A 21,296-nucleotide genomic window follows, 5' to 3' on the forward strand; every position below is an offset into this window, starting at 1 on the left:
CCCCGTGAATCCGCTGCGACAGAATGATTACCGGCCGTAACTTGCCCGTCGGTCCCACGTTGGCCCTTGCGATCCGGATCTCTGACGAATGGCTCACGAATACTTCGGAGCCTTCTTCCCCGCAAGGAGCACCGTATGAAGCTGCGTTGGTCGAGCCTGCTCACCGCCGTCCCGGCAGCCACTCTGGCCATCAGCCTCACCGCTTCGCCCTCGGCTGTCGCCCGCCCCTCGGCCACCGCACCCACCGGCAAACCGCTCGTCGTACCCGTCGAGTCACCGGCCATCGCCCCCCTACGAGGCCCCCTGGGACTGCCGCTGCTCCGGCCCTCGGCCGCAGTCATCGCCCGTCATGCCCCCTGGGCGGGCCCCGTCAGCAGCGGCTGGAACAATTTCTCCTGCAAGCCCTCCCGCCGCCATCCTCGCCCGGTCGTCCTGACCCACGGCACTTTCGGCAACGGCGTCGACAACTGGCTGGGCCTCGCACCCTACTTGGTGGCCCGCGGCTACTGCGTCTTCTCCCTGACCTACGGGCAGTTGCCCATCCTCCCCCTCGTCGGAGGGCTCGGTCCGATCGACGACTCTGCCAGGCAGCTCGCCGCCTACGTGAACCGGGTGCTCGCCGCGACGGGCGCGCAGAAGGTCGATATCGTCGGCCACTCGCAGGGCGGCATGATGCCGCGGGTGTACATGAAGTTCCACGGCGGCCGCCACAAGGTCCATACGCTGGTCGGGCTGGCCCCCGACAACCACGGCACCGACCTGCACGGCCTGTCCGAGCTCGTGGACATCGCCCCGATCAAGCAGACCCTCCACACGCTCACGCCGGGACTGATCCAGCAGAAGGCCGGCTCCCCGCTGCTGCGCCGTCTCAATGCCGGGCGCGAGACCCTCCCCGGTGTCCACTACACCGTCATCGCCACCAAGTACGACGAGGTCGTCACGCCTCTCGGCTCGGAGTTCCTGCACGGCCCCGGCGTCCACAACATCCTGATCCAGGACCTGTGCCCCCTCGACATCTCCATGCATGCGAGCCTCGGCCTGCTCGACCGGATCGCCTTCCACGAGACGGCCAACGCACTCGACCCGGCCCACGCCACCCCCACCACCTGCACCTCCATCGTCAAGTAGGGAAGCTCATCCAGTCACGTTCACCGGAGCATCAGCCCTCGGCCGTCGCCCTCTCCTTCCGGGCCTGGCCGAACTCGGCCAGGCCCGGAAGGCGGCCTTGGGCTCCCACCCCAGCCCCGCATACGGACTTTCGGCCGGGCCGGGCGACAGGACCCTGACCACACCGAAGCCGGCGGCGTCGAAGTCGCGCTCCGGATCGCGTGGACGAGGTCTTCCTGCCCCTGGTACGCGGACACGCAATCGGCCTATGAAAGTGCGGAGTTGATGCCGCGTCGCGTCATGAGCCACAGAGAACGAGCGGGGCATGGGACACGTCGATAATCCGGCCTCGGCTTCGACGATGTCGACGGCATCGACGGGCCAACCCTCAGCCACTCATCTCTCGGATGATTGTGCGATCCGATCACCAACGAGGGACGCGATTGGCCCAGGTCACGAGGCATGTATGCCCAGGAAACGTGGTAGCTGGGGGCGCGCGTAATCCGCGCTAGAGATTCATCTGCATCGATTCGATGTTTGCGCCCCCTCAGCGCGAAAGCGCCCCCCTTCACGCTGTACCCGGAATGATCTCCAGCCTGTTTCGCTTGTCTTGCGGACGGCCTCCTGCGCCCAATCGCCGTACTGCCCACCTCTGTTCACGTCCCGGGAGGGAATGTGTCCACACCGGACAGCGTCACCGGTTCCGTCGCCGAAGAGCCCGCACCCCCAGCGCCCGCGGACGGCGCGGGCACCAGCCTCAGCACACAGGCCGCACGCCAACTCGCCACCACCACCAAGACCGTGCCCCAGATGCAGGCCATCACGTCGCGGTGGCTGCTGAAGATGCTGCCGTGGGTGGACGTCAAAGGTGGCACCTACCGGGTCAACCGGCGGCTGCAGCTCCGAGTCGGCCGGGGACGTGTCCAGTTCGAGCAGAACGGCGCGGACGACATCAGGGTGATCCCGCAGACCCTCACCGAACTCCCCGTTCTGCGCGGCTACGACGACATCGAGGTCCTCAAGGAGATCGCCGGCCGTTTCCGTGTCCGGGAGGTCCGGGCCGGCCAGGTACTCTTCGAAGCGGGGCAGCCCGTCACCGAGGCGTTCCTCGTAGTCCACGGCCGGTTCGCCCGCTACAAGCCGGGCAAGTACGGCGACGAGGAGGTCATCGGCGTCGTCACGGACGGCGACCAGATCGGGGACGAGGCGATCGGCCAGACCGACCCGCGCTGGTTGAGTTCGGTCCGGGCCGAAACCGCGGCCGTGTTGATGGTCCTGCCCTGGGACGTGCTCCAGGAGTTCACCGGCCGCGCGCCGAGCCTGGCCGCACACCTGTCGGCGTACGCGGAGCAGCAGCAGCGCCCCATGAACCGCAAGGGTGAGGCCGATGTGCCGGTACAGGCAGGGCACGTCGGCGAGCCGACGCTCTCCGGCGGCTTCGTCGACTACGACCTCGCCCCGCGCGAGTACGAGCTCTCGCTGACCCAGACCGTGCTCCGGGTCCACAGCCGGGTCGCCGACCTCTTCAACGAACCCATGGACCAGACCCAGCAGCAACTCCGGCTCACCGTCGAGGAGATCCGCGAGCGCCAGGAGTGGGAGCTGGTCAACAACCGCGAGTTCGGGTTGCTGCACAACACCGACTACGGCCAGCGCATCAGCACCTACACCGGCCCGCCGACCCCCGACGACATGGACGAGCTGCTGTCCATGCGCCGCAAGACACGGCTGTTCCTGGCCCATCCCAAGGCAATCGCCGCCTTCTTCCGGCAGTGCAACAAGCGCGGTCTGGTGCCGGGCACGGCCGACGTCGACGGGCACGAGGTCCCTGCCTGGCGCGGCGTCCCGATCTTCCCCTGCGGCAAGATCCCGATCGGCGACAAGCACACCAGCAGCATCATCGCGCTGCGTACCGGAGAGGCCGACCAGGGCGTCGTCGGCCTGTACCAGACGGGCATCCCCGAAGAGTTCCAACCGGGGCTGAACGTCCGCTTCATGGGCATCGACCAGGCCGCCGTCATCAAGTACCTCGTCACCGCCTACTACTCGCAGGCCATCCTCGTGCCCGACGCCGTCGGAATCCTGGAGAACGTCCAGCTCGGCCGGAGCGCCGACTGACCCCGGTGGAGTACCAACCATGAGCACGCCCCCCAAGACCGACTCCGGATTCTCGATGCCGGGACCGCCGAACCTCGTCCGGGACCTGCGAGCCCGCCGCGTCGGAGTCGTCCCCGGCCTGAAGCACCGACCGGCCGTCCCCGCCGACCCGGAAAAGGCCGAGGAGATCGACCGCAGGCTGGAAGCCTGGGCCCGTGACCTGGACCTCTTCCCCCCGCAGTGGACGGGGGACTTCGCACAGTTCCAATGCGGCCGGGCCGTCGCCCTGCAACACCCCGGCGCAGCCGATCTCGAACGCCTCACCGCCGCCGGCAAGTTCCTGCTCGCCGAGAACGTCGTCGACAGTTGCTACTGCGAGGAGGACGAGGGCCGGGGCGCTTCACGCAGCGAACTGGGCGGTCGTCTGATCCTGGCCCAGTCCGCCCTCGACCCGTTCCACGGCACCCCCGCGCTGGAGGCGGAGTGGCACGAGGGCATGCAGGCCGACGGGCCGCTGCGCTCGTACTACTGGGCGATCAAGGACTACGCGGCCGTCGCGACGTCCAGCCAGGTGGACCGGTTCGTGCACGACATGGCCCGGCTGCACCTCGGCTATCTCGCCGAGGCGTCCTGGGCCGGGACGCGCCACAAACCGCGTGTCTGGGAGTACCTGGTCATGCGGCAGTTCAACAACTTCCGCCCCTGCCTGTCGATCGTGGACGCGGTGGACGGCTACGAACTGCCCGAGGCGCTCTACGCCCGTCCCGAGGTCCAGCGGGTCACCGCCCTGGCGTGCAACGCCACGACCATCGTCAACGACCTGTATTCCTTCACCAAGGAACTGGCCAGCGACCCGACCCATCTCAACCTGCCGCAAGTCGTGGCCGCCAACGACCAACAGGGGCTGAAGGCCGCGTACCTGAAGAGCGTCGAGATCCACAACGAGGTCTACGAGGCGTTCGAGGCCGAATCGGCCCCGCTGGCCGCCCTCTCCCCGCTCCTCGAGAAATACGTCCGGGGACTGGCCGACTGGGTCTCCGGCAACCACGAGTGGCACGCCACCAACACCGACCGCTACCAGCTGCCCAACTACTGGTAGAGCACCACCACGTACCGTCACAAGGAGTCACCGTTGACGATCACCCACGCCGACACCGCCACCCGCACGCCGGTGCCGACCCAGTCCACGTACCAGTCCCGGGTCGCGGACTACTGGAACGCCGAGGAGAACCCGGTCAATCTGGAACTCGGCAAGATCGACGACCTGTACCACCACCACTACGGCATCGGGGAGGCCGACTGCTCGGTGCTGGACGAGCCGGACGCCGACCGCCGTCGCGAGCTCGTCACCGGCGAACTGCACCGGTTGGAGCACACCCAGGCCGAACTCCTCGCGTCCCACCTCGGTGACCTCACCCCCACCGACCGCGTCTTCGACGCCGGGTGCGGACGCGGTGGCGGCAGCGTGGTCGCGCATCTGCGCTACGGCTGCCACGCCGACGGGGTCACCATCTCCGCCAAGCAGGCCGACTTCGCCAACGAGCAGGCCCGCAACCGCGGAATCGACGACAAGGTCCGCTACCACCACTGCAACATGCTCGACACCGGCTTCACCACCGGCGCGTACGCGGCGTCCTGGAACAACGAGTCGACGATGTACGTCGAACTGGACCTGCTGTTCGCGGAGCACGCCCGACTGCTGCGGCGCGGCGGCCGCTATGTGACGATCACCGGCTGCTACAACGACGCCTACGGGCGCGCCTCCCGCGAGGTGTCGCTGATCAACGCCCACTACATCTGCGACATCCATCCCCGGTCGGCGTACTTCAGCGCCATGGCCCGCAACCGGCTCGTCCCGGTGCACGTCGAGGATCTGACCGAGGCCGCGCTTCCGTACTGGGAACTGCGCCGGCAGGCCGACCACCTGGTCACCGGCATCGAGGACACGTTCCTCAACGCCTACCGCAACGGGAGCTTCCAGTACCTGCTGATCGTCGCCGACCGAGTGTGAGCGCCATGTGAGGTCCAGGGGCCGCGCCCGGCACAGGACGGACGCGGCCCCTGAAGGCCGGAGAAGGCGTGACCGGCCTTACGAGATGAGGTGGACAAGGAGGTAGAGCGCTGCCAGAGCCGCCAGGACGACTCCGGCGATCTGCCAGGTTCGCCGTGGTGAGGGCAGCGGGAGTACTTCGAGGGCCGTGTGGCCGGGGAAGACGTAATAGACACGGTGTGAGTGATGGGAGACCGCGACCCGGGCCAGGGGAAGGTACCGGACGGTGGCCTTGCGAGCGATTTCCCCGTCGCTCGGCTTGAGGTGAGGGAGCAGAAGCTTCTTGAACTCGGTCTCCAGACCGTCCGGCACGGCCTCCCTGTCGACCAGCGTCACCTTGCTCCACCTGCCCTTTTCGCGGGCCTGTTGACGGGCCACGAACGACACCCCTGCGTCGGGCCACCGGATGTCCTCGGTCTGCGGCTGGCGGTCGATGATGCCCTCGGTCCACGTGACCGTATGACCGGTGCCTGCGCATCGCTTGTGCGGCAGGGTTCCCGCGCGGTCACAGTCAGGGCAGGGGCGTGAGCCCTTCCCTTGGCATGTGGGACAGGTGGTCTTCCCGTGGCCTCGGCAGGCAGGACAGGCAGTCTCCAACCCGCCGCACAGTTTGCAGGTGGTGCGACCGGTCCGTGCCTGTTCTTGGTCGCGGGAGGGCTCGCGGGTTCGATTGCCGGTGCCGTGGCACAGGAGGCAGGGTTCGGCGTCCGGGCAGTCAGCGCATGTCGTCGACGGAGCGCACGACACCTTGCCATCGCCCATGCAGCGCGGACACTGGACCTTCCCGCTGCCACAGGCACACGCCTGCTCTTTCACCGACCCGCGCCGTACGAGCTTCACCGTTTTCGCGTCGGTGAGACTGGCCGTCGCGTCGTGCGGGTGTTGCCCCAGACTGTCGTACTGCGTTCGGCCGGAGAGGTCGATGTGGCCGGCGTGGAACCGCTCGTGTTCCGTGCGGTCTTCTATGCAGCGCACGACCTTTCCCTCAAGCAGGGAGTGCCAGGTGATCCGCGCGGTCGCCGGCAGATCCATCGGCGGTGGATCACCGCGCTCGACGATGTGTTGCCGGACCGCCTCCACTACGTCGTGCTCGCTCAGCATGCTGCTCCCCGGATTGGACCGCGCCTCGGCTACGGCGGCGTGTTGCGCACCGTAGCGAAGCACACCGACAACGCCGAAGCCAACCGGGCAAGTGCAAATACTGATAAGGGAGTTCGGTGGAGTGGACCGCTGATGATGATGAGTTCGTCGGAGTTGGCGGCAGGCCCACTCTGCGGCCAACCGGGGGTAGCCACGAATGTCCACGAGTGGGCCTGGCATGCGACAGGCAACGAATTCCTCAACCGGTCAGCAGCAACCCTGGTATATCTATGGCCCTACCGGGCGACCGCTCCCTGGAGCTGGTACAACTCGGGCAGCGACACCTTGATCGGCTCCTGTGTGGTCCGCGCGATCACGACGACCACGGGCTCATCCGGGTCCGGATTCTCCTCGCGATGCGGAACGAACGGAGGAACGAGCAGGAAGTCGCCCGGCCCGGCGGAGATCCGCACCTCCTGCGTGCCGTCGTGGTAGACGAACACGGGGTGCCCGCTGACCACGTAGATCCCCGCCTCGGAATCGCCGTGGTGATGGTTGTCCGTTGCGCTCAACGGCGGGTTTTCGACCCGCCCCATCCACAGCTTCTTCGAGCCGACGGTGCCACCGCTGAGCGCGGTGTAACCGTCCAACTCGTCGGCTCGCACGTGGTGGACGCGGTTGTTCGGCGGTGCCATGTCGTCCGGGCTCGTTGCGGACCCGACGCCTTCGCGGGTGGTCATCGTGTGGCCTCCTGGCTGTTGTCGACGGCCTTCGGTCGAACACCAGGCTGCGGCCACTAGGCCGTATCAGCAATTGTTGTTGCTGAAACGGCAACGACGAGGTGCGGTATCGGTGATGAGATGGGCATCGGCGCGTCACCGGAGTATGCGCCAGGCATCACTGAGTTCAACTCCCCACGACGGTAGGGTGCTTGGGTTCGTCCTCGCTGTGAGGCGAGACGCTTTGCGGCTTCTCACGGGGGCAATCACCTGCTGTGGGTGGACCCCGCACGCGACCTGGTGTCGCTGACAGCGGCACGGGGGTTGGAGTGTCCCGCTCTGGCTCGACCGAAACGAACTCGCCGAACTCGTCGACGAGTTCCTCGCCGCCATCAGGCCCAAGAGGCACCCCGAGCCCGCGCCGGGACGCCGCCGCCATCTGTTGCGCCCGATCCTGTTCCCGTTGGAGGGGTGGTCGCACGGCGACGGATGACCCTGGCCCCGCCAGGCGACCGGCCGGCGGCCGCCGGCCGCTGATTACCGGCTGCCGCCGGTAGCGGTGGTGAAGTGCGGGTCGATGCGGCCCAGCCAGGTGTCTTGGGCGTCGGCCAGTGGTTGTTTCAGGGGGAGTGGCAGGAACCTGCAGCCGAAGGTGAGGCCGGCGTCGTCTCCGTTGCCGTGGACATGGTGGTGCCACGCGTCGGGGGTGTCTGCGGGTGCCTGGAGATGGAAGAAGCTGGTCCGTCGCTGTCGGCCTGTGTCGGGGTGAGGCTTGTCCTCCACAGCGATCTGCCGGACCACGGTGGCGGTCCGCAGACCGGTCTCCTCGGCGACCTCTCGAAGAACCGCTTCTTCCAGCGCTTCGCCTGGTTCCACTCCCCCGGCCGGGATCTGGGTACCGGCCTCCGGCAGGCCGACGTGGTCGAACACCAGCAGCTCGGGGACGGCACGATGCCGGATCACGTAGGCGGCGATACGGATTCTGGGTCGGGGCATACCGGCATTTTCCGTCATCGGCGCCGTTCACGACCGTTGCGGAAGGACGCCGCTCCCGGCAGGTCGCGGCTCGGGCGATGCGTGCGCCCCAAATCTGCTCCACGGTGGAAGAAAGGCCGCCGCTCACCGTGCGTAGACCGTACCGGCGCGGTCAGTGCATCGGTAACAAAATATTTCGGACACCGATACAATTGCCGTGTGGAACAGCCTCGAGCCAGGGAGCGAGCAGGGGGAAGCGTGAGGGGACGGACGACGCTTCGGCCCCGCTCGGCGCTGAGGGTCCTGACGCGCGAGCGGCCTCGACCGGATCGCATACGTACGCATCCGCTCGCCTGGTGGTTGGCGGTGGCGACGGTCTGCTTCGGTGCGTTCATGGGGCAGCTCGACGCCAGCATCGTGACGCTGACCTACGGCAGCCTGCGGAGCGAGTTCGGCACCTCGCTGGCAGCGGTGGAGTGGGTGTCGCTGGCGTATCTGCTGACGCTGGTCGCCCTGCTGGTGCCCATGGGCCGACTGTCCGACGCACACGGGCGCAAGCTGATGTACCTCTACGGGTTCGTGGTCTTCACTGTGGCGTCGGCGGCCTGCGGCCTGGCACCCGCACTGGGCGCGCTGGTGGGCTTCCGCATCCTGCAGGCGGTGGGGGCGGCGTTGATGCAGGCCAACAGTGTGGCCCTGGTGACCACCAGCGCACCGCCGGACCGGATGCGGACGGCACTGGGCGTGCAGGCGGCGGCCCAGGCACTCGGCCTGGCGCTGGGACCGACGGTGGGCGGCGCGCTGGTCGCGACATGGGGCTGGCGCTGGGTCTTCGGCGTCAACGTGCCCATCGGGCTGCTGGCCCTGGTCGCCGGGCAGTACCTGCTGCCCCGCACACGTGCCCACCATCCCTCCTCGGGCTTCGACTGGGCCGGGCTGGGCTGGTTGGCCCTGGCGACGACGACCGCGTTGCTGGGGGTCTCGGCCGCTTCCGGACTCCCGGTGCCCGGGTGGGGCATCGCCGTGCTGTTCGCCGTGGCCGGTGCCGCGGGGTGGGCGTTCGTCGCCCGGCAGCAGCGGGCCGCGGCCCCGCTGCTGGATCTGGCGCTGCTGCGCGGACGGGCCGTGTCGACGGGGCTGGTCGGTGCGCTGTGCGGCTATCTGGTGCTGTTCGGCCCGCTGGTGCTGGTGCCGATCGCGCTGACGGCGGGGGGCACCTCGGAGCTGGTTGCCGGCCTGGTGCTGACGGCCTTGCCCGGCGGTTTCGCCCTTGGTGCGACCGGCGCCGATCGTCTGCTGCCGAGGAGCATGTCCGAACGGGCGCGTTGTCTGGTCGGCGCGCTGGTGTGTGTGGGCGCGCTGGCCGCCATGGCCGTGCTCCCGATGACGGACCGGAGCCTGCCTCTGGTCCTTGCCTTGCTGGGACTGGGCCTGGGCACCTTCACACCGGCCAACAACGCCCTGATCATGGGGTCGATTCCGGCCGGCTCCTCGGGCACCGGCGGCGGTCTGGTGAACATGGCGCGGGGCCTGGGCACCGCGCTGGGGGTCGCCCTGGTCACCCTCGCCCTGCACCTCGCTCCGCCGGGCGGTCCGGGCCTGCACGGTGCGCGCTGGGCCGTGCTGATTCTGCTGGCCGCCGCGGTGATCACCGTGGCAGCGGCCTGGCTGGGCCCGCGGAAGCCGCTGGCGCCTGGGGCAGCGGCACGGCGCCGGGGCCAGTCACCGCGTCGGGTGTGAAGGACGGAGCCGGCCGCACCCCTGGCAACTACCGTCGCCGCGCGCCCTGTTCGCGTCCCGCGACTCCGCGGGCTTCACCGTCCTCACCCTTCTCGCCGTCCCCGCCGTCCGGAGCTCCACCGTCTTCGGGGTCCGGGACTCCCCCGTCAGCAGCCACCGCCCCATCGCCTTCTCCTCCGCCGCCGTGGGACGAGTGCCCGCTCCTGGCGACGAAGAGGTAGATCAACGCGGCGAGGATCAGGGCCATCGAGACCCAGTCGTTGAGCCGGATCCCCAGGAAGTGGTTGGCGTGGTCGATGCGGAGGGCTTCGATCCAGCCCCGGCCCGTTGCGTAGGCCAGGACGTAGCAGGCGAACAAGCGGCCACGGCCAAGGCGGTAGCGCCGGTCGAGCCAGAGCAGCAGGGCCATGACGCCGATGTCCCACAGGGATTCGTACAGGAACGTGGGGTGGTAGAAGGCGATGCCAGGGGTGTCTGCGGGCCGGTGGGCGGGGTCGATCAGCAGCTTCCACGGCAGGTTGGTGGGGCCGCCGTAGAGCTCCTGGTTGAAGTAGTTGCCCCAGCGGCCGATGCCCTGGGCGAGTACCAGGCCGGGGGCGACCGCGTCGGCGAAGTCGGCCAGTTTGATGCCGCGCCGACGGCAGCCGAGCCAGGCACCGAACGCTCCGAGGGCGACCGCGCCGGGGATGCCGAGCCCGCCGTTCCAGACGTACAGCGCCTCGATGGGGTGCTTGCCCGGTGCGAAGTACAGCTCGGGGTCGGTGATCACGTGATAGAGCCGGCCGCCCAGCAGACCGAACGGCACCGCCCACATCGCGATGTCGGCGATCTCCTGCGGGTCCCGGCCGCGCGCCGCCCACCGGCGTTGTGACAGCCACACCGCCGCGAATATGCCGAGGATGATGCAGAGCGCATACGCACGGATGGGCACGGGGCCCAGGTGCCAGACCCCCTGCGAAGGGCTCGGCAGGTACGCCAGGTTCATGCGGTCGACCGTTCTCACGCGACGGGCCCGGTCGTCTGCCGGGAGGTACGGGCCCGAGATTACCTCGGACACCGAAATTCCTCCCGAGCTCCCGCGGAAGCGGCGTGGGTAGAGTGCCGTTCATGCCCTCGCAGTCCCGTTCTCACCTCCCGGCCTCCCAGCCGGGGGAATCCTCCGATTCCCGTCGGCTCACCGAGGCCGTCACACGCCTGCGCCGGGCCCTGCGTGCCTCGATCCGCACCGACTATCCATGGGAAACGCTGCCTATGGCCCAGGTCGAGCTGCTCCAGGTCCTCGCCGAGCACTCACCCGCCCGGATCGGGGATCTGGCGTCCCGGCAGCGACTGGCCGCCAGCACGGTCAGCGGCCTCATCGGGCAGATGATCAACGCCGGGCTGGTCGCCCGCGCCGTCGACCCGGCGGACCGCCGAGCCTCCGTCGTCACCCTCACCGAGGCAGGACGCGAGCAGCTCGATGCCTGGACCCGCGCCCATGAGAACCGGCTGGAGGCCGCCCTGGGGTCGTTGGACGAGGCCGACCGGGCCGCCGTCCGCGCCGCGCTGCCCGCCCTCTTCCGGGTCGCGGACTTCCTGGAGGACGCCGAGGACTGACAGGGCGACAGCGGATGGCGCGCCGGCCCGGGGTTCCCTGCATCGGCTGCCTTGGCTGCATCGCTCAGGAGTACGCAGGAGTATGTTCGGCCCCATGGTTGAGCATCGCATGATCGACGTGAACGGTATCCGGCTGCATATCGCGGAGGAAGGCGAGGGGCCGCTCGTCGTCCTGCTGCACGGCTTCCCCGAGTCCTGGCACTCCTGGCGTCACCAGTTCGGCCCGCTGGCCGCCGCCGGGTTCCGGGTGGTCGCCCCCGACCAGCGTGGATACGGCCGCAGTGAGCACCCGCAGAATGTGGACGCGTACACCATGCTCCATCTCGTCGGGGACGTCGTCGGGCTGATCCACGCGCTGGGCGAGCAGGAGGCGTTCGTCGTCGGGCACGACTGGGGCGCACCGGTGGCCTGGCACACCGCGCTGCTGCGGCCGGACGTGGTGCGCGGGGTGGCGGGCCTGAGCGTGCCGCCGCCGTTCCGCGGGCAGCGGCCGCCACTGGCGGCCATGCAGGAGCGGTTCGGCGGGCGGTTCTACTGGAACTACTTCAACCTGCCCGGGGTCGCCGACGCGGAGTTCGCCGAGGACACCCGCACCGCCCTGCGCAAGCTGTTCTACTCCGCGTCCGGTGACGCCCCCGGCGCCGGCCGGCCCGACCAGGCTCTGGTGGCCGACCCGGCGCGCGGCTGGCTGGCGGAGATGACCGATCCCGAGGTGTTGCCGGACTGGCTCACCGAGAAGGACCTGGACGAGCTGACCGAGAGCTACGCCCAGGGCTTCACCGGCGCCCTGAACTGGTACCGCAACCTCGACCGCAACTGGGAGCTGACCGCCGCCTGGCACGGCGCGGTCGTCCGTACGCCCGCGCTGTACCTGTACGGCGACCGTGACCTGGTCCCGGCCTTCCCGGGCACGCCTGAACTCATCGCGAAACTCCCGGAGTTGATGCCCAACCTGCGCCGTGATCCGATCGCGCTGCCGGGCTGCGGCCACTGGACCCAGCAGGAGCGTCCTGAGGAAGTCAACGCCGCGCTGATCGAGTTCCTGACCGAACTGCGAGGCTGAGGCCGATCGGCCGTCAATCCCTCAGGGTGGCGGCCGGGGCGGCGGCCTTCTGCGCCCCGAGCAGCTCCCAGCGCAGGAACGACCGTGGCCCTGCCGCCGCGAAACTGGCCCGCCGTCCAGCCCCTCGTGTCAAGATGGCCGAGGCAGACCTCAACTTCAACTTCTGTTCAGGCGGAGGGAATTGATGGCCGGTTCGGGTTCGAGTGGTGAAAGGTGGTCGGTGACGTCCGAAGGGGTCGAGGCGGAGGCCCGGCTCCAGTCACTCCAGGAGTGGCTGACATCGGACGACCGACTGCGCGGGCGGGTGGAGTGGCTGCGGAGGCCGCCGCAGCGGGGTCACATGGGCGCGGCACTGGACACCCTCACCGTCGTCCTCGGTACCGGCGGTGTCGCCGCGCTCATCACCCCGCTGTGCACCTGGCTGACCAGCCGCCGTCCCGACGTTTCGCTGACCGTCGAACTCCCGAACGGCCGCAAGGTCAGCGTCGACGTCAAGCGGGCCCACGACGAGCGTGCCGTGATACGCGAGATAGCCGGTCTGCTCACTCCGCCCGACGGGCCCGAGACATGACCGAACGATGGTCTCCGCACGGCCCGGCCAGTCGGGCCGTGCTGATCGGCACGGGCAGGTTCACGGACGACGGCCTGCACCACATCCCCGCCGTCGAGGCGAACATCCGCTCGCTACAGGCCGCGCTGACGCATCCGACGCACGGTCTGCTGGCCCCTGAGCACTGTCGGCTGGTGTCCGATCCCGCCGACCAGAAGACGGTGGGGGCGGCGCTGAGTTGGGCGGCCCGGGAGGCCGAAGACCTGCTGCTGGTGTTCTACGCCGGGCACGGCGTGTTGGACGGAAACGGGCTGTTGCACCTGGCGCTCGTCCACACCGATCCCGAGAACGCCGGTTTCACCGCCGTCCCCATCGACCTGGTCAAGGGGATCGTGGGCAAGGCCCGGGCGACATCGCGGGTTCTGCTGGTGGACTGTTGTTTCTCGGGCCGGGCGGGTTCCGCGATGGCCGAGCCGACCAACCTCGCCGTGGGCCAACTCGACTGGTCAGGCACCTACACCCTCACCTCCACCACGAGGAACGAACCGGCGCACGCGCCCGAAGGGGCCAGGCACACGGCGTTCACCGGCGCACTGCTCCAGGCACTGGCCGCGGCGCCTCCCCTGACCCTCGACGAGGTCTACGTCGCGGTGCACCGTGAGCTGACCGGCCGCGCGCTGCCCCCGCCGCAGCGCTGGTCCGCGGGCGCGGCCGGGTCGCTGGTACTGATGCGGACGCCGGCCGGGACGTACGGCCCACCACCTCTCCATCCGCCACCGTTCCCCAACGCTGCGCCGCCCGCTCCGCCGCCGGCCGCGCGCAGCCGTGGCCGAGGGCGCATGGTGGTGGCCGCGGCCGGCGGCGCGCTGGTCACGGCGCTGCTATCGACCCTGGTGGTGTGGGCGATGCACGCCGGCGGCGAGTCCGCAAACAGCGCCCTCGGCAACGGCGGCACGCCCCACTCCGCCACCCCGCAACCCACTCCCCACAGCACTCCCCCGCCGGCGTCCGCCGCCTCCCCCACTCCGCGCCCGGGCCCCGATCCCTTGGCGACGAAGAAGGGCGGCTACCGCGACAAACCCCTTACACTGCAGCCGAGTTGCAAGTCGAACTCCATCCAGCTGCTCGACCTGGACAAGCCCGCCACCACCACCGTCTCCGCCGATGCCCTGGCCTACACCGCGGACGCCGACCTCGCCTACTCGGGCTGTTACGGGATGCTCGCGTACAACACCGACAACCCGCGGGTGAAAGCCGGCCTGGCCTCACCCGACACGCATACGGCCGGTGACTGTCGGGCCGCAGCCGGGCGCTCGCCCCTCCCCCAGTCCATCGAGGTCGGAAGGATCACCCCGGGACTTGTCTGGTGTGTGATCACCACCGAGAACCGGGTGGCGAAGGTGACCTTCACCAAGGTGAGCCCGCCCCGCGGCAGCGCCGGGGAGACCGGTTCACCGGGCCCCGCCCTCGAACTGACCGCCACATTGTGGGACGAGCCGTAGAGCCGTAGGAGCCTGGAGCGATGAAGTTGGTTGCGATAACGCTCGATTGCCCTGATCCGCTGGCCTTGGCGGCGTTCTCTCAGCAGGCCACCGGCCTTGAGGCGCACCCGGAGTCGAACGCCGACTTCGCGGGCCTCAACGGCGAGTACGGACTGTTCATCGGTTTTCAACGGGTCGACGACCATCGGGCTCCGAGCCGGCCCGACCCAGGCGTTCCCCAGCAGCTTCACCTCTGCTTCAAGGTCGAGGACGACCTGGACGAAGCCGAGGCCCGGCTGCTGACGCTGGGTGCGGGCAAGCCGGATCACCAGCCCCATGGGGACAGCACGCGGGTCCTCACCGATCCGGCCGGACATCCCTTCTGCATCAGCACGCGCCGAGTGCGGGCTCGGGTGCGGACTTGGCGTTCAGGGAAGTCTTCCACTCCCCGCAACGGGCATGATGACGAGGGCCGTTGACCAGCTGCGGCGTTCGGCCCGAGCCGTTCACGTCATGGCACGGGCGGGGATCGGGGTGGCCGACGTGGTGAGCAGCCGGGTGTGGATTTTCGGGCCCCAGGCGGTGACGGTGACGGCGAGCGCGGCGGCGATCATCAACTGGGCGTTGGCGACGTAGGGGTCCAGAAGGAGTTGGGCCAGCAGGGCGGTGACGACCAGCGCCAGTTTGGCGCACATCAGGCGGGGTGCGGACAGTGTGGGGTGGGACGGCGGCGGGGCACCCCGGCCCCGTGCCCGGTGGGCGGCGCGGACCTGGAGGGGAATGGTCAGCAGGACGCACATCACGCGGACCGCGAGTGCGCGGAAGTGGTGGTCGGAGTGCGGGTCCAGCAGGTGCCCGAGGAGTGCGTTGACGGTCAGGGCCGCCGTGACGATCAGGATCCGCGCGGCGATCAGTCGGGTGAGCGCGCGGGCGGGGTACCTGGCGGTGTGGAACGCGGCGGTGAGGCGGCGGTTGGTCGGCAGCAGGAGCGGCGGGAGGATCAGCAGGAGGACGACGGTGCGCAGCCCGTGGGCCCAGGCGGGCTCGTTGGTCTCGCCCAGCCACATCAGGGCGAGGACGATGCCGGCCACGGCGTAGATCTTGCGGATGTTTCCGGCGGGGTTGCGTTTCGGCACGTGCGGAGTCATGACGGCTGCTTCCGGCAGGTGGGGGGAGGGCCCTCGGGTGCGACCGGCCCTCGTGGTGACCGAGGCGGAGGTGGGCGAGGCGCTCCGGTGACCTGTCAGCTGTGGTCCGTACCGGCTGGCGGGGTGGCGCCGGAGCGGATGCCGGCGAACAGCCAGACCAGTGCCTGGCCGAAGAGCTCTTCGGGGACGCTGTCGGGATCGACTCGCCGCAGGCGCACCAGCCCCTGGAACAGTGCGGCCACCACCGTGGCCACGGATTCGGCGGGGACGTCGCCGGGGGCATCCTGCTCGGTGAGCCAGGTGTCGATCAGGCCCTCCAGTGCCTGTCGTGGTTCGCGGAGCGCGGCCGCCATGGTGTCGAGGACGTGCGGATTGCGTACCGCGTAGAGCCAGAACTCGGCCTGGAGCGGGGCGAAGTCGGTGTCCTTGTCGGCGACGTGGACCAGCAGGCGGCCCAGTTCGGCGGCAGCCTCTCCGGTGCCGGCCTCGTGCCGGTCGAGGGTCTGGGCGGCTTCGGCGACGCGTCCCAGTCCGCGTTCCGCCATGAGTTCCAGGAAGAGTGCCTCCTTGCCGCCGAAGTTGGAGTACAGGGCGCCGATGGAGAAGCCGGCGGACTCGGCGATCTCCTCCACCGAGGCGCCGGCGAACCCCTTGCGGGCGAAGACCCGGGCGGCCGCGTCCAGCAGGAGCCGGCGGGTGCGGGCCTTGGCCTCGGCGCGGGTCAGGCGCTGGCGTACGGGTTCGTTCTGCTCGGCACTCATATTGAAGAAGCTATTCGCATAGTGGTCACTATGTCAATGCCTGGATAGCGTGTACAGTCGGGATAGTGATCGCTATCTGGATGGTGTTTGCGATCGGAAGTGAGGGGCCGTGCCAGGTCCGCCGTCGATCGCCGAAAGCGCCGCCACACCCCACTGACCTGGGAGGAGAGCGCAGAGATGCTCCCCGGATCCACTGATTTCGCCGACTCGGGCGCAGCCGCCGACCCGACCGATCCCACCCCTTCCCCGCCGGCTGGGCTCCGGCTGGTCGTGGACCTGAACCGCTGCCAGAGCTACGGGCAGTGCGTCTACGCCGCGCCGTCCGTCTTCCGGTTCCACGGCGAGGAGGCCCTGGAGTACGACTACGCCCCCGCCCCCGGCGCCCGCCGGGAGGTCGAGCGGGCCGCCGCGGCCTGCCCCGTACAGGCCATCACCCTGGGCAGGGCCACCGAACCCGCTCCCCAGGCGCCGGAGGGTGTGCGGTGACCGCCCCCGAGCGCATCGTCGTGGTCGGCGCGTCCCTGGCCGGGCTGCGTGCCGCCGAGGCACTGCGGGACGAGGGCTTCACCGGCGAACTCACCCTCGTCGGCGAGGAGCCGTACCCGCCCTACGACCGTCCACCGCTGTCCAAGGCGGTGTTGTCCGGCTGGCTGTCCACCGACCGGATCGAGCTGCCCCGGGTGCGCGACATCGACGCCCGATGGCTGCTCGGCACCCGCGCGACCGGCCTGGACCCGCAGGCCCGCCGGGTGACGCTGGCCGACGGACGGCAGGTGGCGTACGACCGGCTGCTGATCGCCACCGGCACCCGGTCCCGCCCCTGGCCCGAGGAGCGGGGCGGTGCCCTGCGCGGCGTGCACCTGCTGCGTTCCCGTGACGACGCGGACCGGCTGCGTGCGGCGCTGGCCGCCGGGCCGGGCCGGGTGCTGGTCATCGGCGCCGGCTTCACCGGTGGCGAGGTCGCCTCGGTCTGCCGCGACCTGGGCCTCGACGTGACCGTGACCCAGCGCAGCGGCGCCCCGCTGGCGGGCGCACTGGGCGGGGTGATCGGCGGTGCCGCGGCCCGCTGGTACCGCGACGCGGGCGTGGACCTGCGGCTCGGCACCACCGTCAGCGCCCTGGAGGGCGACGCCGACGGACGGCTGCGGCGTGCGGTCCTCTCCGACGGCACGACGGTGACCGCCGATGTGGCCGTCGTCGCCGCCGGCGCCCTGGCGAACACCGAGTGGCTGGCCGGCTCCGGACTGGCCGCCGACGATCGCGGTGTGGCCTGCGACGCGTCCTGCCGGGCCCTGGCCGAGGACGGGGCGCCGCTGCCGGACGTCTTCGTCGCCGGCGACGTCGCCCGCTGGCCGCACCCGCTCTACCCGGGGCGGCTGCTGCGCCTGGACCACTGGGACAACGCCGTCGCCCAGGCGCGTACCGCCGCCCACAACATGACCCACCCACCGCATGCCCACCGAGGCCACCGGCCACTGCCGGCGTTCTGGTCCAACCAGTTCGGGACGAACCTCAAGTGCATCGGACTGCCCGCCCCCGCGGACCAGGTCGTCGTCACCCAAGGCGCACTCGACCAGCGGCAGTTCGTCGCCGCCTACGGGCACCGCGGACGTCTGGTCGCCGTCGTCGCGGTGGACTCGCCCCGCGTCCTGGACGGATACGCGGCCCTGATCGAGGCCGGGGCGCCCTTCCCGCCCGTGCTCAACGCCACCGACGGACCCGACCGGCTCGAACCCCTCGATGCCGCGTTCCCCCGGTCAGCCTTCATCACGACCGACGGGCCCACCTGGCCGGCACCGGGACGCCTGCCCGCTCCGTCCGACCCGCCGGTCCCCGTCACACCGCCCGCACCGTCCACACCGTCCGCCCTGGCCGCACACGAGTGAGGGAGCCCATCATGACCTCGGCCGTCCAACAGCACTCCGCCTCGGAGCTGTTCGCCCAAGCCCTCCGCTACGAGAACCGTGCCAACCCCTACCCCCTGTACGAGCAGCTGCTCCAGGAGCCGGTCGTACGGCTCGCCGACGGGTCCTGGCTGGCGACCGGACACCGTGAGATCAGTCTGCTGCTCCGCGACCCCCGCATCAGCGCCGACCGGCTCAATCCGCAACAGCAGCCGATCCGCAAGAGCCTGCTGATAGCGGACCCGCCCCGGCACGACCAGCTGCGCCAGGCGGTGACCCGGCAGTTCGTCCCCCGCATCATGGGCATGCGCGACCACATCGACACCCTCGTCACCGGTCTGCTGGACGCGCACACCAGCGCAGGACCTGGGCAGTTGGACGTGCTCGGCGACCTCGCCTACCCCTTGCCGGTCACCATCATCTGCGAACTGCTCGGCGTTCCGCGCGAGGACGAGCGACTGTTCGGCGGACTGGCCCGCCGCCTGACCCGCGGCCTGGACCCGGTCGAGACCCAGACCGAGGAGGAGATCCGCGAACTCCAGCAAACGCGCGTCGAGTTGGCGGAGTATCTGGAGGGATTGATCGCACGGCACGACGCCGACGGCGAGGGCGATCTGCTGGCCGGCCTGATGAACGGCCAGCGCCCGGACGGGCCCATGGACGCCATCGACCTCCGCGTCACGCTCGGGCTGCTGCTCATCGCGGGCCATGAGACGACCGTCAACCTCATCGCCAACGGGACCCTCGCCCTGCTGCGCAACCCTGGTCTCCTCGCCCGGCTGCGCGCCGAACCCGATCTGGTCACACCGCTGGTGGAGGAGGTGTTGCGCCACGACCCGCCGGTGCAGATGTCCGGCCGCAGCACCCTGGCAGACATCGACATCGCCGGCACGACCATCCCCAAGGGGGCGCGCATCCGCCTGCTGCTGGCCGCAGGCAACCGCGACCCGCGGTGCTTCACCGACCCCGGCCGGTTCCTGCCAGACCGCGCCGACAACGCCCACCTCGGCTTCGGCGGCGGCATCCACTACTGCATCGGTGCCGCCCTCGCCCGCGCCGAGGCACAGATCGCACTGACCGCGCTCGCCCGCCGCCTGGACTCCCCCCGCCTGGTCGCCGACCCGCCGCCGTACCGGGAGAACGCCATCCTGCGCGGCCCGGAACGGCTCCCCGTCGCCTTCGCACGACTGCTGCCGGATCCACGGGAGCAGTGACGGCGCACCGCGCACGTGAGAGAGGCCGGCGGCACCCCCTGTACCGCGGTGGGAAGTGCAGGGGGGTGGCACTGATACCACCCCGGATTCGGCAGTTGGCTTCATGGATCGCCGGCAGCGCGCCGGCCAGTATCAAGGGCACCGCTATTCCTCAAGGGGGAACCGATGCCCATATCCGGGAAGTCCGTGCGCTGGGCGGCCGTCGCCGCATCCGTACTCCTCACGTCAGGAGCCCTTCCCCTCGCCGGGGCGAGCAGCGCCACGGCCGCAGCGGCGCCCCGGCCAGGCACCGTGCGCACGCCAGCGCGCTACCTGAACCAGCATCTCGACTGGCAGCCCTGTGCCTCCGGTGCGCTGGAGTGCGCGGCCATGTCCGTGCCGCGGGACTGGCACCATCCGGCACACGGCCCCAGCCTGACCGTGGCGGTCTCCCGGCACCGGGCGACCGCCCCCGCCGGGCGGCGCGGAGTGCTGATGATGGCCGCCGGTGGCCCCGGTGCCTCCGGTCTCCAGCGGCCCGCCGGTCTGGCCGCCTACGCTCCCGGCCTCGCCGCCGCCTACGACATCGTCAGCTTCGACCAGCGCGGTGTCGGCAACAGCACCAAGGTCAGCTGCGCCGACCAGTCAACCGTCGACGCCGCCTTCACCGGCGACAAACGCGACCGCTCCGCCGACGCCATCCGCAAGACCTTCGCCCAGGCACGCGCCTTCGTCCGCGACTGCCGACGCCGCTCCGGCGACCTGCTGCCCTACCTCACCACCGAGCAGGCCGTCCACGACATGGACCTCTACCGCTCCCTCCTCGGAGCGGACACCCTCTCCTACTACGGCCCGTCCTATGCCACCGTCCTCGGCGCCTCCTACGCGACCGAGTTCCCCCGTCGCGTGACCCGCATGGTCCTCGACAGCAACATCGACTTCACCCGCACCTGGCAGTCGTTCATGGAATCCCAACCGCTCAGCTTCCAACGCCGATTCGACCAGGACTTCCTCCCGTGGCTGGCGAAGAACGACGGCGTCTACCACCAAGGCCGCACGCCCTCCCAGGCCAAGGCATCCTTCGAAAGCCTGCGCGCCAGGCTGCACGCACACCCGCTCGTCCTCGACGGGACCACCCTCACCCCCGACCACCTGGACGCCCTCACCAGCAGCGCCATCTACCGGGCCGACCCCGGCTTCGAGAACCTCGCCGGCGCACTGACCGTTCTGGAACACCCCGATACCGCGCCGCCTGCGGCCAGGCAGTCCCTCGCCAAGGCACTGGCACACCCCATGGACGCGGGCTTCGTGGCGGACTTCTTCTCCGTCACCTGCAACGACACTCCCTGGAACCGCAGCGCCGCCTACTGGATCGCCCAGAGCGACCGCGTCACACGCGACTACCCGCTGGTGGGCGCCCGCTCGTTGACCTACACCGCGATCTGCGCCGCCTGGCCGCGCTCCACCGCACCGCGCATCCACATCACCGGACGGAACCTGCCGCCCATCCTGATGCTGAACTCCACCCACGACCCCGCCACTTACTACGAGGGCGCGCTGCGCGACCACCGGGCGCTGCCGACCTCGCGTCTGGTGACGGTCGCCGGCGGCGGCGACCACGGACAGTTCCAGAACCACAACGCCTGCGTCGACAACCTGGTCGAGGACTACCTCCTCGACGGAACCCTGCCGCGCACCGACACCACCTGCACCGCCAACCCGCTCCCGGCGCCCAAGCCGGCCGACGGAGCGTGACGAGGCGGCCTTCCGCGGGTTGCGTGAACTCCTCCGACCGGGGCTCGTACGGCAACGCCGGCCCGCCCCGGCGGGGG

Annotated in this window: 20 protein-coding genes; 14 read left to right on the forward strand and 6 right to left on the reverse strand. The window is 70.1% G+C overall.

The window, feature by feature from the left end:
• Positions 1 to 135 precede the first annotated feature (135 nt).
• From B073_RS0111875 to B073_RS0111890, 4 genes are all read left to right on the forward strand, one after another.
• On the forward strand, positions 136 to 1,128 hold the full coding sequence (locus tag B073_RS0111875; protein ID WP_018538316.1) for an esterase/lipase family protein: 993 nt from the start codon (positions 136 to 138) through the stop codon (positions 1,126 to 1,128).
• Between the two features lie 654 nt (positions 1,129 to 1,782).
• Entirely contained in the window at positions 1,783 to 3,225 is a 1,443-nt protein-coding gene (locus B073_RS0111880; RefSeq protein WP_018538317.1) for a family 2B encapsulin nanocompartment shell protein, read from the forward strand.
• A gap of 19 nt (positions 3,226 to 3,244) precedes the next feature.
• On the forward strand, positions 3,245 to 4,303 hold the full coding sequence (locus B073_RS0111885) for a family 2 encapsulin nanocompartment cargo protein terpene cyclase (protein ID WP_018538318.1): 1,059 nt from the start codon (positions 3,245 to 3,247) through the stop codon (positions 4,301 to 4,303).
• Between the two features lie 33 nt (positions 4,304 to 4,336).
• Positions 4,337 to 5,215 (forward strand): geranyl diphosphate 2-C-methyltransferase, encoded by an 879-nt coding sequence (locus tag B073_RS0111890; RefSeq protein ID WP_018538319.1) that lies wholly within the window; start codon positions 4,337 to 4,339, stop codon positions 5,213 to 5,215.
• Between the two features lie 78 nt (positions 5,216 to 5,293).
• On the opposite strand, the gene B073_RS47760 is transcribed toward B073_RS0111890, so the two are convergent.
• The 3 genes from B073_RS47760 to B073_RS0111905 form a co-directional block, all read right to left on the reverse strand.
• Positions 5,294 to 6,355 (reverse strand): hypothetical protein, encoded by a 1,062-nt coding sequence (locus B073_RS47760; RefSeq protein ID WP_234025060.1) that lies wholly within the window; start codon positions 6,353 to 6,355, stop codon positions 5,294 to 5,296.
• Between the two features lie 275 nt (positions 6,356 to 6,630).
• Positions 6,631 to 7,074 (reverse strand): cupin domain-containing protein, encoded by a 444-nt coding sequence (locus tag B073_RS0111900; RefSeq protein WP_018538321.1) that lies wholly within the window; start codon positions 7,072 to 7,074, stop codon positions 6,631 to 6,633.
• Between the two features lie 516 nt (positions 7,075 to 7,590).
• Positions 7,591 to 8,049 (reverse strand): NUDIX domain-containing protein, encoded by a 459-nt coding sequence (locus B073_RS0111905; protein ID WP_018538322.1) that lies wholly within the window; start codon positions 8,047 to 8,049, stop codon positions 7,591 to 7,593.
• Between the two features lie 237 nt (positions 8,050 to 8,286).
• Between B073_RS0111905 and B073_RS39825 the strand changes: the two genes are divergently transcribed.
• Positions 8,287 to 9,768, forward strand: a complete 1,482-nt coding sequence (locus tag B073_RS39825; RefSeq protein WP_051093989.1) for an MFS transporter — start codon at positions 8,287 to 8,289, stop codon at positions 9,766 to 9,768.
• 28 nt (positions 9,769 to 9,796) lie between these two features.
• Here the strand turns inward: B073_RS39825 and lgt are convergent, their stop codons facing one another.
• Positions 9,797 to 10,753 carry a prolipoprotein diacylglyceryl transferase gene (lgt, locus tag B073_RS39830; protein WP_078507996.1) on the reverse strand — a complete coding sequence of 319 codons (957 nt, stop codon included), beginning with the start codon at positions 10,751 to 10,753 and terminating at the stop codon, positions 9,797 to 9,799.
• A 122-nt stretch (positions 10,754 to 10,875) separates the two neighbouring features.
• Between lgt and B073_RS0111920 the strand changes: the two genes are divergently transcribed.
• The 5 genes from B073_RS0111920 (at position 10,876) to B073_RS39845 (ending at position 14,937) form a co-directional block, all read left to right on the forward strand.
• Complete coding sequence (locus tag B073_RS0111920; protein ID WP_026247289.1) at positions 10,876 to 11,364, forward strand: MarR family winged helix-turn-helix transcriptional regulator; 489 nt, start codon at positions 10,876 to 10,878, stop codon at positions 11,362 to 11,364.
• A 94-nt stretch (positions 11,365 to 11,458) separates the two neighbouring features.
• The gene (locus B073_RS0111925; protein ID WP_037811521.1) at positions 11,459 to 12,427 is read left to right on the forward strand and encodes an alpha/beta fold hydrolase; all 969 of its coding nucleotides are present in this window, start codon (positions 11,459 to 11,461) and stop codon (positions 12,425 to 12,427) included.
• Between the two features lie 220 nt (positions 12,428 to 12,647).
• Positions 12,648 to 12,998 (forward strand): effector-associated constant component EACC1, encoded by a 351-nt coding sequence (locus tag B073_RS39835; RefSeq protein WP_018538327.1) that lies wholly within the window; start codon positions 12,648 to 12,650, stop codon positions 12,996 to 12,998.
• Complete coding sequence (locus tag B073_RS42755; RefSeq protein ID WP_158690116.1) at positions 12,995 to 14,479, forward strand: caspase family protein; 1,485 nt, start codon at positions 12,995 to 12,997, stop codon at positions 14,477 to 14,479. Before B073_RS39835 ends, B073_RS42755 begins: the two co-directional genes overlap by 4 nt.
• A 20-nt stretch (positions 14,480 to 14,499) precedes the next feature.
• On the forward strand, positions 14,500 to 14,937 hold the full coding sequence (locus B073_RS39845; protein WP_018538328.1) for a VOC family protein: 438 nt from the start codon (positions 14,500 to 14,502) through the stop codon (positions 14,935 to 14,937).
• Between the two features lie 27 nt (positions 14,938 to 14,964).
• Here the strand turns inward: B073_RS39845 and B073_RS0111945 are convergent, their stop codons facing one another.
• Both B073_RS0111945 and B073_RS0111950 read right to left on the reverse strand, forming a co-directional pair.
• A complete protein-coding gene (locus B073_RS0111945) occupies positions 14,965 to 15,606 on the reverse strand; it encodes a hypothetical protein (protein WP_018538329.1) in 642 nt (213 codons plus the stop codon).
• A 95-nt stretch (positions 15,607 to 15,701) separates the two neighbouring features.
• Positions 15,702 to 16,367 (reverse strand): TetR/AcrR family transcriptional regulator, encoded by a 666-nt coding sequence (locus tag B073_RS0111950; RefSeq protein WP_018538330.1) that lies wholly within the window; start codon positions 16,365 to 16,367, stop codon positions 15,702 to 15,704.
• A gap of 177 nt (positions 16,368 to 16,544) precedes the next feature.
• On the opposite strand from B073_RS0111950, the gene B073_RS39850 reads away from it, so the two are divergent.
• From B073_RS39850 to B073_RS0111970, 4 genes are all read left to right on the forward strand, one after another.
• Positions 16,545 to 16,853, forward strand: coding sequence for a ferredoxin (locus B073_RS39850; RefSeq protein ID WP_018538331.1), 309 nt, complete (start codon positions 16,545 to 16,547; stop codon positions 16,851 to 16,853).
• Entirely contained in the window at positions 16,850 to 18,253 is a 1,404-nt protein-coding gene (locus tag B073_RS0111960; protein ID WP_018538332.1) for an NAD(P)/FAD-dependent oxidoreductase, read from the forward strand. The genes B073_RS39850 and B073_RS0111960 overlap by 4 nt, the downstream gene beginning before the upstream one ends.
• 11 nt (positions 18,254 to 18,264) lie before the next feature.
• Complete coding sequence (locus B073_RS0111965; protein ID WP_018538333.1) at positions 18,265 to 19,485, forward strand: cytochrome P450; 1,221 nt, start codon at positions 18,265 to 18,267, stop codon at positions 19,483 to 19,485.
• Positions 19,486 to 19,650: 165 nt separating this feature from the next.
• Entirely contained in the window at positions 19,651 to 21,219 is a 1,569-nt protein-coding gene (locus tag B073_RS0111970) for an alpha/beta hydrolase (RefSeq protein WP_078507989.1), read from the forward strand.
• Positions 21,220 to 21,296 lie beyond the last annotated feature (77 nt).

The organism is Streptomyces sp. MspMP-M5 (genome assembly GCF_000373585.1).
In the GTDB taxonomy this organism is placed as follows: domain Bacteria; phylum Actinomycetota; class Actinomycetes; order Streptomycetales; family Streptomycetaceae; genus Streptomyces.